General features: G+C 58.4%; 13 protein-coding genes. 8 read left to right on the top strand and 5 right to left on the bottom strand.

Annotated elements, in window-relative coordinates:
* The first annotated feature begins 27 nt into the window (after positions 1 to 27).
* From AC3IT9_RS25310 to AC3IT9_RS25300, 3 genes are all read left to right on the top strand, one after another.
* Complete coding sequence (locus AC3IT9_RS25310) at positions 28 to 1,455, top strand: cytochrome ubiquinol oxidase subunit I (RefSeq protein WP_150757763.1); 1,428 nt, start codon at positions 28 to 30, stop codon at positions 1,453 to 1,455.
* 3 nt (positions 1,456 to 1,458) lie between these two features.
* The gene (gene cydB, locus AC3IT9_RS25305; RefSeq protein ID WP_056728750.1) at positions 1,459 to 2,466 is read left to right on the top strand and encodes a cytochrome d ubiquinol oxidase subunit II; all 1,008 of its coding nucleotides are present in this window, start codon (positions 1,459 to 1,461) and stop codon (positions 2,464 to 2,466) included.
* An 89-nt stretch (positions 2,467 to 2,555) separates the two neighbouring features.
* Positions 2,556 to 2,723: a DUF2474 domain-containing protein gene (locus tag AC3IT9_RS25300; RefSeq protein ID WP_015096916.1), complete on the top strand. Its 168-nt coding sequence runs from the start codon at positions 2,556 to 2,558 to the stop codon at positions 2,721 to 2,723.
* Between the two features lie 64 nt (positions 2,724 to 2,787).
* On the opposite strand, the gene AC3IT9_RS25295 is transcribed toward AC3IT9_RS25300, so the two are convergent.
* Entirely contained in the window at positions 2,788 to 3,912 is a 1,125-nt protein-coding gene (locus AC3IT9_RS25295; protein WP_489271278.1) for a methyltransferase, read from the bottom strand.
* Between the two features lie 175 nt (positions 3,913 to 4,087).
* Complete coding sequence (locus AC3IT9_RS25290; protein WP_489271277.1) at positions 4,088 to 4,801, bottom strand: helix-turn-helix transcriptional regulator; 714 nt, start codon at positions 4,799 to 4,801, stop codon at positions 4,088 to 4,090.
* A gap of 304 nt (positions 4,802 to 5,105) precedes the next feature.
* Here AC3IT9_RS25290 and AC3IT9_RS25285 point away from each other — a divergent pair, with 304 nt between their 5' ends.
* Positions 5,106 to 5,882 carry a ferredoxin--NADP reductase gene (locus tag AC3IT9_RS25285; protein ID WP_423504808.1) on the top strand — a complete coding sequence of 259 codons (777 nt, stop codon included), beginning with the start codon at positions 5,106 to 5,108 and terminating at the stop codon, positions 5,880 to 5,882.
* Positions 5,883 to 5,925: 43 nt separating this feature from the next.
* Here the strand turns inward: AC3IT9_RS25285 and mscL are convergent, their stop codons facing one another.
* Positions 5,926 to 6,339: a large-conductance mechanosensitive channel protein MscL gene (gene mscL, locus AC3IT9_RS25280; protein ID WP_150727013.1), complete on the bottom strand. Its 414-nt coding sequence runs from the start codon at positions 6,337 to 6,339 to the stop codon at positions 5,926 to 5,928.
* A gap of 644 nt (positions 6,340 to 6,983) precedes the next feature.
* Between mscL and radA the strand changes: the two genes are divergently transcribed.
* Positions 6,984 to 8,351: a DNA repair protein RadA gene (gene radA / locus AC3IT9_RS25275; RefSeq protein WP_008004292.1), complete on the top strand. Its 1,368-nt coding sequence runs from the start codon at positions 6,984 to 6,986 to the stop codon at positions 8,349 to 8,351.
* A gap of 128 nt (positions 8,352 to 8,479) precedes the next feature.
* Here the strand turns inward: radA and AC3IT9_RS25270 are convergent, their stop codons facing one another.
* Positions 8,480 to 8,848, bottom strand: coding sequence for a PilZ domain-containing protein (locus AC3IT9_RS25270; RefSeq protein ID WP_489271276.1), 369 nt, complete (start codon positions 8,846 to 8,848; stop codon positions 8,480 to 8,482).
* 159 nt (positions 8,849 to 9,007) lie between these two features.
* Between AC3IT9_RS25270 and AC3IT9_RS25265 the strand changes: the two genes are divergently transcribed.
* The 3 genes from AC3IT9_RS25265 to yjiA all read left to right on the top strand — a co-directional run bounded on the left by AC3IT9_RS25265 (position 9,008) and on the right by yjiA (position 12,424).
* Entirely contained in the window at positions 9,008 to 11,074 is a 2,067-nt protein-coding gene (locus AC3IT9_RS25265) for a carbon starvation CstA family protein (RefSeq protein WP_489271275.1), read from the top strand.
* Positions 11,075 to 11,089: 15 nt separating this feature from the next.
* Positions 11,090 to 11,287, top strand: coding sequence for a YbdD/YjiX family protein (locus tag AC3IT9_RS25260; protein WP_007895266.1), 198 nt, complete (start codon positions 11,090 to 11,092; stop codon positions 11,285 to 11,287).
* 162 nt (positions 11,288 to 11,449) lie between these two features.
* Entirely contained in the window at positions 11,450 to 12,424 is a 975-nt protein-coding gene (gene yjiA, locus AC3IT9_RS25255) for a GTPase (RefSeq protein WP_353741613.1), read from the top strand.
* A 102-nt stretch (positions 12,425 to 12,526) separates the two neighbouring features.
* Here the strand turns inward: yjiA and AC3IT9_RS25250 are convergent, their stop codons facing one another.
* Complete coding sequence (locus AC3IT9_RS25250) at positions 12,527 to 13,210, bottom strand: GntR family transcriptional regulator (protein ID WP_489271274.1); 684 nt, start codon at positions 13,208 to 13,210, stop codon at positions 12,527 to 12,529.
* Positions 13,211 to 13,223: the final 13 nt, after the last annotated feature.

Here is a 13,223-nt window from a genome sequence, read left to right as displayed (position 1 = left end):
GCCGTACTACCTGACAGAGGAAGACTTATGTTCGGTTTAGAGGCACTTGATCTCGCCCGAATTCAGTTCGCGTTCACCATCTCGTTCCACATCCTGTTTCCGGCCATCACCATTGGCCTGGCGAGTTACCTGGCGGTACTCGAAGGCCTGTGGCTGAAAACCCATAACGACACCTACCGTGACCTCTACCATTTCTGGTCGAAAATCTTTGCCGTCAACTTCGGCATGGGGGTGGTTTCCGGCCTGGTGATGGCCTATCAGTTCGGCACCAACTGGAGCCGCTTCTCGGACTTCGCCGGTTCAGTGACCGGACCGTTGTTGACCTATGAAGTGCTCACGGCATTCTTCCTCGAAGCCGGGTTCCTCGGCGTCATGCTGTTTGGCTGGAACAAGGTCGGGCGTGGCCTGCACTTCTTCGCCACCGTGATGGTGGCCATCGGTACGTTGATCTCCACGTTCTGGATTCTCGCTTCCAATAGCTGGATGCAGACCCCGCAGGGCTTCGAGATCGTCAACGGTCAGGTCATACCGACCGACTGGCTGGCGGTTATCTTCAATCCGTCGTTCCCGTATCGCCTGATGCACATGGCCACGGCGGCGTTCGTCGCCACGGCCTTCTTCGTCGGCTCCTCCGCGGCCTGGCATTTGCTGCGCGGCAAGGACAACCCGGCGATCCGCAAAATGCTCTCGATGGCCATGTGGATGGCATTGATCGTCGCGCCGATCCAGGCGGTCATCGGTGACTTCCACGGTCTCAATACGCTTGAGCATCAGCCGGCAAAAATCGCCGCGATCGAAGGGCACTGGGAAAACAAGGGTAACGAGGCGACTCCGCTGATCCTGTTCGGCTGGCCGGACATGAAAGAGGAGAAAACCAAGTTCGCCGTCGAAATCCCGTACCTGGGCAGCCTGATCCTCACGCACTCATTGGACAAGCAAGTCCCGGCGCTCAAGGAGTTCCCGCCTGAAGACCGACCGAATTCGACCATTGTGTTCTGGTCGTTCCGGATCATGGTGGGCCTGGGCATGCTGATGATCTTCACCGGTTTGTGGAGCCTGTGGCTGCGCAAGCGCGACACCCTCTATACCTCGCGGCCGTTCCTGTACCTGGCGCTGTGGATGGGGCCGTCCGGCCTGATCGCGATCCTCGCCGGCTGGTTCACCACGGAAATCGGCCGCCAGCCATGGGTGGTCTATGGCCTGATGCGTACGGCGGATGCGTCGTCCAACCACAGCTTCATGCAGATGAGCATCACCCTGATCCTGTTTGTCGTGGTTTATTTCGCGCTGTTTGGCGCCGGTCTTGGCTACATGATGCGCCTGGTGCGCAAGGGGCCGAAGACCGACGAAGGCAAGGAAACCAACGACGGAGGCCCCGGCCAGAAACGCACACCGGCCCGTCCGTTGTCCGCCGCTGACGACGATGCCGGCCACAGCCTGACCAAGGAGATTTGAATCATGGGTATTGATCTTCCGCTGATCTGGGCCGTGATCATCATCTTCGGCATCATGATGTACGTGGTCATGGACGGTTTCGACCTGGGCATCGGCATTCTCTTCCCGTTCATTCCGGGCAAGACCGATCGCGATGTGATGATGAACACCGTCGCCCCGGTCTGGGACGGCAACGAGACCTGGCTGGTGTTGGGTGGCGCGGCGTTGTTCGGCGCGTTTCCGCTGGCCTATTCGGTGGTGCTCTCGGCGCTGTACCTGCCGCTGATCCTGATGTTGATCGGGCTGATCTTCCGCGGTGTGGCCTTCGAGTTCCGCTTCAAGGCCAGGGACGACAAGCGCCACCTGTGGGACAAGGCATTCATCGGTGGCTCGGTCACTGCGACGTTCTTCCAGGGCGTTGCGCTTGGCGCGTTCATCGACGGGCTGCCGGTGGTCAACCGGCAGTTCGCCGGTGGTTCACTGGACTGGCTGACACCGTTCACGATGTTCTGTGGTGCGGCGCTGGTGGTGGCGTATGCCTTGCTCGGTTGCACCTGGCTGATCATGAAGACCGAAGGCAAGTTGCAGGAACAGATGCATGACCTGGCACGGCCATTGGCCTTCGTGCTGCTGGCGGTGATCGGCATCGTCAGCATCTGGACCCCGTTGGCCCACACGGATATCGCCGCTCGCTGGTTCACCATGCCGAATCTGTTCTGGTTCATGCCGGTGCCGATCCTGGTGCTGGTGACGATGTACGGCCTGATCCGCGCCGTGGCCCGCAACGCGCATTACACGCCGTTCCTGCTGACCCTGGTGCTGATCTTCCTTGGTTACAGCGGGTTGGGCATCAGCCTGTGGCCGAACATCATCCCGCCGTCGATCTCGATCTGGGACGCCGCCGCGCCGCCGCAAAGCCAGGGCTTCATGCTGGTGGGCACGCTGTTCATCATCCCGTTCATCCTGGGCTACACCTTTTGGAGCTACTACGTGTTCCGCGGCAAGGTCACCCATGAAGACGGCTACCACTAGCCCTGTGCACCACGAAACTAATGTGGGAGCGAGCCTGCTCGCGATGGCGTCCTGACAGACGCCATCGATCTACATCGGAGGATTTATCAATGAACGGCAAACATTCCCTGCACGACATTGAAGAAGCCGAAAAAAAGCCGCTGTGGCAGCGGCTCGGCTGGTTGGCCCTGATCTGGGTCGGCAGCGTGGGCGCCTTGTTCATCGTCGCCAGCCTGATGCGACTGTTCATGAACGCGGCCGGCCTGACCACGCACTGACATCTCTCCCGTGGCCTCGAGGCGCGGATTTACGACCCTCCGACCGGAGGGTTTTTTTTGCCTGTTACTTGCGCGCCTTGAGGATCACGAATTTCGGATTGGCCGCCACTTGCTCGACACCGCGGAACAATCGCGCCAGCTTGCTGTGGTAACCCAGGTGACGATTGCCGACGATGTACAGCGCGCCGCCCACGACCAGCGCTTCGCGCGCCTGCTGGAACATCCGCCAGGCCAGGAAGTCGCCCACCACCTGTTGCTGGTGAAACGGTGGATTGCACAGCACGACGTCAAGCGATTGCGGTTCCTGGCCGGCCAGGCCATCACCGGCGCGTACGATCACTTCCCGTTCACCCAAGGCTGCGCGCCAGTTCTCGGACGCCGATTGCATGGCCATGAACGACTCGTCCACCAGCGTGTAGTGGGCCTCGGGGTTTTGCAGGGCGCTGGCGATGGCCAGGACGCCGTTGCCGCAACCGAGATCGGCGACTCGCGCCGAACCGAGGTTTTTCGGCAGGTGTGGCAAAAATGCCCGGGTGCCGATGTCCAGGCCTTCGCGGCAAAACACATTGGCGTGGTTGAGCAGTTCGATAGCCGGTTCGTCGAGTCTGTATCGCGTTGGGTAAGGCGACACCGCTGGCGTTTTGTCCTGAGCCGTGGCAATCAACAGCCGCGCCTTCTTCACCGCCAACGAGGCTTGCACGGGGCCGATGTAACGCTCCAGCAAGTCGCCCGCCGCCCGGGGCAGATGCTTGATCATGGCGGCGGCAACCACTTGGGCGCCGGGTGCCAGTTGGCCTTGCAGGCGGATCAGTTGTTCTTCCAGCAGCGCCAGGGTTTTCGGTACACGGATGAGTACGCAGTCGAACGGCCCGGCTGGGGTTTCGCTGGCGGGTACGCTCGGCACCGCATCAAACGCCAGGCCGTTGCGCACCAGGTTCTTTTCCAGACCCTGCAAGGCCAGGAACGAATCACCGCTGCTGACCACCCGCACCTTGCCCGCGAGGCTGGCCGCCAATGCGCCGAAACTGTCATTGAGCACCAATACCCGGGTGTCCGACGCCGGCTGCTGTTCGGCCAGATGATTGAGCAGGTATTCATCGGCTGCATCGAAAGCTTGCAGCGGTTCGTTCTGCTGTTCGGGCTGGCGGATCAGGTCAAGGCTGGCGAAGGGTGTTTCGAGCAAAGGCATGGGGCGGGGCTCTGGGTAATCAACGGATATCCCGCTGCCTGAAGGCGTTGGAGCGGGCGGAGCCGTCCGAGTGTACTGCGTCGTGAAGGTCTACACGCCATCACTCAGGAGGGACCGCAAATGGTACGTTTTTTTTGCCTGGATTACCCGCAGGTTTTCCCGCAGTCGGGCGCTTTCAGATGGCTCCGGACCGGGCCGCGGCGATGACTGCCGCAATCTTGTTATTGACGCCGAACTTCTCGATAGCCCTGTGCACATGAAAATTGACCGTTCGTTCACTCAAATTGAGGATCCTGGCAATTTCATAGGCCGTCTTGCCATCGGCCGACAGTTTCAATACTTCGAGTTCCCGCCGTGACAAGGGAGGAACCTGGGGGCGAGCCTTTTTTTTCGGTTGCATCTCGAGCGCCAGAGCGTGCAAATGGCGACTGATGAACACCGAGAATCCGAGATGCTCGTACAACTCATAGGCTGAAATCGGGCAATGGCTTCTGGCCAGGCTGAGAATGCTGCGCAGACCGGTTTCCTCATCGTGGATCGCTTGGGACCAGCCATGCTGCAAACCTTGTTGCTGCAGCAACTGCCATAGCCATGGCGTCCTGGAAAAAAGCTCTTCGCTCCAGAGAACAGGCAACGTTGAATGATTGCAGTGCGCCACTACCGGGTCTATTTGCGTGGTGTTGTTTTTTTCATATTGAATGTTCCATTCATGGGGGAAATTGTTCAGGCTCACCGGACTGTCACCAGTCACGACTGAGTTCGAAGTAATTGAAAATCCACAAAATTTATATCCAAGGTTTCTAGCGAAGTTGAGCGCGATTCGATAGGCGGTATTGATCTCTTGTGTGCGTGCCAATTGGTTGAGCTGTGACTCCTTCCAGATCTCCATACAATGATCTCCATTAACGTGTCTTCCGGATGCAATCTTGGATCCAAGATCCGGCACGCCACGAAGTGTAGGACAGTTCCTACGATTATGGTTCGACAATTTTGCTCTTTTGACTGTTGAAAAAGTGTGTTCCTGGTTCTTAGGCAATTGATGAATTATAAAATGCCATTTGTCATTTTGTATTGATGGTTGTGTGCCGCATTTAGTATTCGGTCACTAGTACAGATTAATGTCACTACAAATTGTCGGTGGTTACGCTGCTTTCTTTGCGGGACACTGGGGTATCTTTTGATTGGAGCCTTCCATGTCCGTCAGTGAAGAAAAATTTACCCGTCAGACCTTGCTCGAGGTTCATCCGTTGACCCCGAACCTGTTTACCCTGCGCGCCACGCGGGATGCAGGGTTTCGTTTTCGGGCGGGGCAGTTTGCCAGATTGGGCGTCACCAAGGCTGACGGCAGCACGGTATGGCGCGCCTACTCGATGGTGTCCTCGCCCTTTGACGAGTTCCTCGAGTTCTTTTCCATTGTCGTACCGGGCGGTGAGTTCACCAGCGAACTCAGCCGACTGGGCGTTGGTGATGCATTGCTGGTCGACCGCCAGGCCTTCGGTTACCTGACGCTGGACCGGTTTGTCGATGGGCCTGATCTGTGGTTGTTAGCCACAGGCACGGGCATCGCGCCGTTCCTGTCGATACTCCAGGACTTCGAAGTCTGGGAGCGATTCGAGCGGATCATTCTGGTCTACAGCGTTCGCGAAGCCCGGGAACTGGCTTATCAGGAACTGATCGCAGGGCTGGCGAAACTTGAATATCTGGCGGAGTACGCACACAAACTGCAATTGATCACCACAGTCACTCGTGAGCAGCATCCTGGTGCATTGAACGGGCGGATCACCACGCTGATTGAAAACGGCGAACTGGAGCGCGCCGCGGGTGTTGCGCTGACCCCTGAGCATTCTCGGGTCATGCTGTGCGGCAATCCGCAGATGATCGATGACACGCGCAAGCTGCTCAAAAAGCGGGACATGCACTTGAGCCTCAGCCGGCGACCCGGCCAGGTGGCGGTGGAAAACTTCTGGTAAGAAAAACGGCGCCTCGAAGGCGCCGTTTTTTTTGCTAATGCTGTCAAGGCCGGTTGTTCTGGGCCTTGAGCAAGTCGCGGATCTCGCCCAGCAACTCTTCTTCCTTGGTTGGAACCGGCGGCAGGCTAGGGGCCACGGCCTCTTCGCGCTTCAGGCGGTTGATGGCCTTGACGCCCATGAAGATCGCGAAGGCGACGATGACGAAGTCGATGATGGTCTGGATGAATTTGCCATAAGCCAGCACCACTGCCGGAGCAGCACCCTCCGCTGCCTTGAGCGTTATGGCCAGATCACTGAAGTCCACGCCACCGATCAGCATCCCGATTGGCGGCATGATCAGGTCACCGACAAACGACGTAACGATCTTGCCAAAGGCCGCACCGATGATGATACCGACGGCCATGTCGACCACGTTGCCTTTGACCGCGAAGGCCTTGAACTCATTGAGCACGCCCATAGGTTATTTCCTTGTTACAGATGAGGTTGATGCACGCAGTGTAAATCAGCAAATCGCTTCCTGCTCGAATCAACTGCCTGCTGTGCTTGCCGGCAATCGACCCGGGTGGTGTTGAAATATTCACCGATTGATCTCATCTGTGGGGCGGCCAGGCCTTCTGCGGAGTTTTGCATACGACGATTTTTTTCAGCGAAATGGCGTCGTTTGTGTGGGCGAGCCAAGGTTGAGAGACCATCTCTGAATCGGGGCGTTAAAGATGATCTGGCAGTTAGTGGTCAGAAGGCTCTATTGAAAATTAATTGTAGTTGCAGTGGTATTAACTGTTTCGTTAGTTTTGGGTGTCAGACAAGTTGCGTGTTTCTCTGAATCAATGCTGCGTATTGTGTGGGTGTTTTTGAAGTTGTGCATGAAGTATGTAAATGAATAAAGTTTGTATAGGTTTTCAAAGCGTGCGATATGGCAAGTCACTAGAGTTTGTTGGCCGAGTTGAGAAAAATACTTATACAAGGTTTTGTATGAAGGGTGTATTTCAATATACCTGTATTTAATGGGGTTATTTGAAGTCATCAAAGGGGTTGCGAAATATCTGGCCGCACTCGCGCGCCTTGGCTGAGCTATCATCGCGTTTTTTTCCGGGAGTTCCGATGGCCAAGGCCAAGCGCATGTACGGCTGCACCGAGTGCGGCTCAACCTTCCCCAAATGGGCCGGCCAGTGCGGTGAGTGCGGGGCCTGGAACACACTCACCGAAACCATGGTGGAAAGCGGCGGGGCAGCCGCCCCCAGCGGTCGTACCGGGTGGGCCGGACAGCAGGCGCAGATCAAGACCCTGGCCGAAGTCAGTGTCGAAGAAATTCCACGCTTCTCCACCGCCTCCAGCGAGCTCGACCGGGTTCTGGGTGGTGGTCTGGTGGATGGCTCGGTGGTGCTGATCGGTGGCGACCCTGGCATCGGCAAGTCGACCATTCTGTTGCAAACCTTGTGCAACCTCGCCAAGAGCATGCCGGCGCTGTACGTCACCGGTGAGGAATCCCAGCAGCAAGTGGCCATGCGTGCGCGGCGCCTGGGGTTGCCTCAGGATCAACTGCGGGTCATGACTGAAACCTGCATCGAAGCCATTATCGCCACGGCCCGTCAGGAAAAGCCCAAGGTGATGGTGATCGACTCGATCCAGACGATCTTTACCGAGCAACTGCAATCGGCACCGGGTGGTGTATCCCAGGTACGTGAAAGCGCGGCATTGCTGGTGCGTTATGCCAAACAGAGCGGTACGGCGATTTTCCTGGTGGGTCACGTCACCAAGGAAGGCGCGCTCGCTGGCCCTCGGGTACTGGAGCACATGGTCGACACCGTGCTGTATTTCGAAGGCGAGTCCGACGGGCGCCTGCGTCTGCTGCGGGCGGTGAAGAACCGTTTCGGTGCAGTCAATGAACTGGGTGTGTTCGGCATGACCGACAAGGGCCTGAAAGAAGTCTCCAACCCCTCGGCGATTTTTCTGACCCGTGCCCAGGAAGAAGTCCCGGGTAGCGTGGTGATGGCAACCTGGGAAGGCACGCGGCCGATGCTGGTGGAGGTACAGGCGCTGGTGGACGACAGTCACCTGGCCAACCCCCGTCGGGTCACGCTGGGGCTGGACCAGAACCGGCTGGCGATGTTGCTGGCGGTGCTGCACCGTCACGGTGGCATTCCGACCCACGACCAGGACGTGTTTCTCAACGTGGTCGGCGGGGTCAAGGTGCTGGAAACGGCGTCCGACCTGGCGTTGATGGCAGCGGTGATGTCCAGTTTGCGCAACCGGCCGTTGCCCCACGATCTGCTGGTGTTCGGTGAGGTCGGGCTTTCCGGTGAGGTGCGTCCGGTGCCGAGCGGTCAGGAGCGTTTGAAAGAAGCTGCCAAGCATGGCTTCAAGCGGGCCATCGTGCCCAAGGGCAATGCGCCGAAAGAGGCGCCGGCAGGGTTGCAGATCATTGCTGTCACTCGTCTGGAGCAGGCGTTGGACGCGTTGTTCGAATAGTTTCTGGTTAATACGCAACCCTGTGGGAACGAGCCTGCTCGCGAAAGCGGTGTATCAGTCAACATATCCGTTGAGGCTGACGACCCCTTCGCGAGCAGGCTCGCTCCCACATTGGTAGCCGGCGACTTCTAGATTTCGATCAGCGCACCCAATTCTCGCTCCAGCTCCTGCGGGTCAGCGAGGTTGAACTCGATCAATCGCCGCAGGCGCTCGATGGACTCCAGACTGATGTGCAGGCAGACAAACCCTAGTTGGTCATGGTCGTCGTGGGCCAGTTGCACATCCATGGTGATGTCGGCCTCTTCGCTCAGATGAATGTCGACCAGAAAATCCTGCAGCGGATTGCCCAGCCACGGATCGGGTCGCTCGATCAGCAACCCCTTGAGCGACAGGTCAATCAACTTCACCGGCCACGTGGACTCCCCCTGACTCAGCTCGGTTCGGGCATCGAACGCAATACGTTTGAAGCGGCGACGTTCGGCAGGGTGCTCGCTCATGGCGCGATCCTCGGAAATGTACGCTGACTATAGACCCGCATGATCAACGGCTGCCAGCGCGTGCAGGTGTCCAGACCAATGTCGGGTATGGTCTTTGTCGTCAGGAGCGCTAAACTCGGTGAGGCTGTCTTTCTTGTCCACTCTGGCTGGAATAATAAAATGAAAAATAATAATAGCCCGCTACGCCATTTGCCTTGGCTGGTGTTGGCAATCGTAGGTGCGTGCGCCCTGGGTGTCGTGGCATTGCGTCGAGGCGAGGCAATCAACGCCTTGTGGATTGTGGTCGCTGCCGTGGCTATCTATCTGGTCGCCTACCGCTACTACAGTCTGTTCATCGCTAACAATGTCATGCAACTCGATGCGCGACGGGCCACTCCCGCTGTGCTCAACAATGACGGTCTGGACTACGTTCCAACCAACAAACACATTCTTTTTGGTCACCACTTTGCGGCCATCGCTGGCGCGGGTCCTCTGGTCGGTCCGGTATTGGCGGCGCAGATGGGCTACCTGCCCGGCACGCTTTGGCTGATCGCCGGCGTGGTGCTGGCCGGTGCGGTGCAGGACTTCATGGTCCTGTTCATGTCCACCCGCCGCAACGGTCGTTCCCTGGGCGACATGGTCCGTGAAGAAATGGGCCGTATTCCCGGCACCATCGCGTTGTTCGGCTGCTTCCTTATCATGATCATCATCCTCGCGGTGCTGGCGCTGATCGTGGTGAAAGCCCTGGCCGAAAGCCCTTGGGGCATTTTCACGGTGATGGCGACCATCCCGATCGCGATGTTCATGGGTATCTACATGCGCTACATCCGCCCGGGTCGCATCGGTGAGATCTCGGTGATCGGCGTGCTGCTGCTGCTCGGTTCGATCTGGCTCGGCGGACAGATCGCCGCTGATCCGGTATGGGCCAAGGCATTCAGCTTTACCGGTATCCAGATCACCTGGATGCTGATTGGCTACGGTTTTGTCGCGGCAGTGTTGCCGGTGTGGCTGATCCTGGCGCCCCGTGACTACCTCTCCACGTTCCTGAAGATCGGCACCATCGTCGCACTGGCCATCGGTATCCTGGTGACCATGCCCGAGCTGAAAATGCCGGCCCTGACCCAGTTCGTCGACGGCACTGGCCCGGTATGGAAGGGCGGTCTGTTCCCGTTCCTGTTCATCACCATCGCCTGTGGCGCGGTCTCCGGTTTCCACGCGCTGATCTCTTCCGGCACCACGCCGAAACTGCTGGATAACGAAACCAACGCCCGCTACATCGGTTACGGCGGCATGCTGATGGAATCGTTCGTGGCCATCATGGCCATGGTCGCCGCATCGGTGATCGAGCCTGGCGTGTACTTCGCCATGAACAGCCCGGCGGCCGTGGTCGGCGGTGATGTGGTGGCCGTTGCGACAGCCGTCAGCAACTGGGGTTTTGCCATTACCCCGGAAGCCCTGCAAGCGGTAGCCCACGACATTGGTGAAACCACCATCCTGGCCCGTGCCGGCGGTGCACCGACCCTGGCGGTCGGTATCGCGCAGATCCTGCACAGTGTTCTGCCGGGTGAAAACACCATGGCGTTCTGGTACCACTTCGCGATCCTGTTCGAAGCGTTGTTCATCCTGACCGCAGTCGACGCCGGCACCCGTGCCGGGCGTTTCATGCTGCAGGACTTGTTGGGTTCTTTCGTGCCGGCGCTGAAACGCACCGAATCCTGGACCGCCAACCTGATTGCCACCGCCGGTTGCGTGGCGATGTGGGGTTGGTTGCTGTACCAGGGCGTGATCGATCCGTTGGGTGGCATCAACACCCTGTGGCCACTGTTCGGTATCTCCAACCAGATGCTGGCCGGTATCGCCCTGATGCTCGGCACCGTGGTGCTGATCAAGATGAAGCGTCAGCGGTATGTCTGGGTCACCATGTTGCCGGCGGTGTGGCTGTTGATCTGCACCACGACAGCGGGCTTCATCAAACTGTTCGACGCCAACCCGGCGATCGGCTTCCTGGCCCTGGCGAAGAAGTACAGCGATGCGCTGGCCAATGGTCAGATCCTCGCCCCGGCCAAGAGCATTGACCAGATGCAGCACGTGATCTTCAACGCCTACACCAACGCAACGCTGACCGCGCTGTTCCTGTTCGTGGTGTTCAGTATCCTGTTCTATGCACTCAAGGTCGGTATTGCCGCCTGGGGTAAAAAAGAGCGTACGGATAAAGAATCGCCATTCCAGGCGCTGCCGGATGCGTAACCAGAGGATTGCAGCATGTTCAATGACTTGAGTCGCCTCGGTAAATACCTCGGTCAGGCCGCACGCCTGATGGTCGGCATGCCCGACTACGACAACTACGTCGAGCATATGCAGACCAAACACCCGGACAAACCGGTGATGAGCTATGAGATGTTCTTTCGGGAGCGTCAGGAAGCCCGTTACGGTGGCAAGGGTGGGCCGAAGTGCTGTTGATCCGGATTGCGGGTTAACAGCAAAACCTGTGGGAGCGAGCCTGCTCGCGAAAGCGGTGTATCAGTCAGCATATTTGTTGAAGCTGACGGCCCCTTCGCGAGCAGGCTCGCTCCCACATTTGTTTTGTGTTGTTTATTAGTTTTGTGAAACAGGAGATCAATTTTGTCCTCTCCCATCCCGGTCACGATCCTCAGCGGCTTCCTCGGCGCTGGCAAGACCACTTTGTTGCGTCACCTGCTCAAGGCCGAGCACGGCCTGAAAATTGCCGTGATCGAGAACGAATTCAGCGATGCCGGTATCGATACCCAGTTGTTGGGCGATGAACCGGTACAAGTGATGACACTGTCCAACGGGTGCGTCTGCTGCACCATCCATACGGACCTGACTAAAGCGCTTTATCTGTTGCTCGAGCGTCTGGACCGGGGTGACATCGCCTTCGACCGCCTGGTGATCGAATGCACCGGCCTGGCCGATCCGGCACCGGTGGCACAAACCTTTTTCATCGACGAAGAGTTGCGCGAGCGCTATATCCTCGACGGCATCATCACGCTGGTCGACGCGGCACATGCCGACTTGCACCTGACCCAGACCATCGCCCAGGCGCAGATCGGTTTCGCCGACCGCTTGCTGGTGAGTAAGCGCGACCTGGTGGACGAACCGACCTTCACCGCGTTGAGCGAGCGTCTGACCCGCATCAACCGGCGTGCGCCGATCCGCGTGGTCGACCACGGCAAGATCGACCTCGCCGAGTTGCTCGATGTACGCGGCTTCAACCTCAATGCCGACCTCGGTGGCGGTGTGAGTTTGCGCCCGGTCAGCCAGGCTGCTCCGTCCATAGACCGCATTTCCAGCCTGGTGCTGCGCACTGAAAAGCCGCTGGATATCGACAAGCTCAGCGAGTTCATGAACGAACTGCTGGAAGACCATGGCAAGCAACTGCTGCGCTACAAAGGTGTGTTGAATATCCTCGGCGAATCGCGTCGCATGGTGTTTCAGGGGGTGCTGAAGCTTTATGGTTTTGACTGGGATACCGAGTGGGCTGAAGACGACGTGCGCGAGAGCGTGATCGTGTTCATTGCCGATGATTTGCCGGAGGAAAAGATTCGCGAGGGGTTTGCGCGGGTGGCGGCGGATTAAAGTCAGAAATTGCAGCGAGCCTTGAGTCGCCATCGCGAGCAGGCTCGCTCCCACATTTGAAGTGCAGTCCTCCGTGGGAGCGAGCCTGCTCGCGAAAACGGACTAACCTGCGGCACAGTTCTGGCCCCGTGCCGATGCAGGGCTCAGCAACAAGTCTTCCAGATAATCCAGATGCCGGTTGAGCACGGCTTGCGCCGTCGCGGCATCTCCTCGCTCCAGCGCATCCAGAATCCCCATGTGCTCCACGCAATACTCTTTCTGCTGCAGATCAAACTGCGCAATCGCCAACGAAGTCAGCGGTACCAAGCTCTCAAGAAAATGCGCTAGCGGTGCATTCCCCGCCATTTGTGCCAACTGCAGATGAAACTCTCCCGACAAACGAATCGCCCGGCCACGCTCGGCGCATTGACGCTCGTTTTCGACCAGTGTCCGCAGGCGCTTCAAGTCTTGCGCGCATGGACGCTGACAGGCCAGCCGCACCAGCATGATCTCGGCCAGACGTCGGGCATGCAGCGTCTGCCGGGTCTGCTCGACATCAAGTTCGGCGACGCGGGGACGATGGTTGACTCGAAGGATGATGATCTGCTGGTGGGACAGCCGCGTCAGCACATCACGCATGTCGCTGCGCCTTGCACCGAACATCTGCGCCAGGCTTTCTTCCGTAAAGCGACTGGCCGAATGGATGCGCTGTTCGAAAATGGCATCGAGGACCCGCGAATACAGATCATCCACCGAAGGGCGGACGGGCAGGGTGGCGAGCGTTTGTGGCGAGGCAAAGCTGTTCATGGCCAATCTCCAG

The sequence above is a fragment of the Pseudomonas sp. KH_046_1 genome (assembly GCF_057839025.1).
The sequence above is the reverse complement of the archived record's forward strand: the minus strand, read 5'-3'. Positions and strand labels throughout refer to the sequence as shown.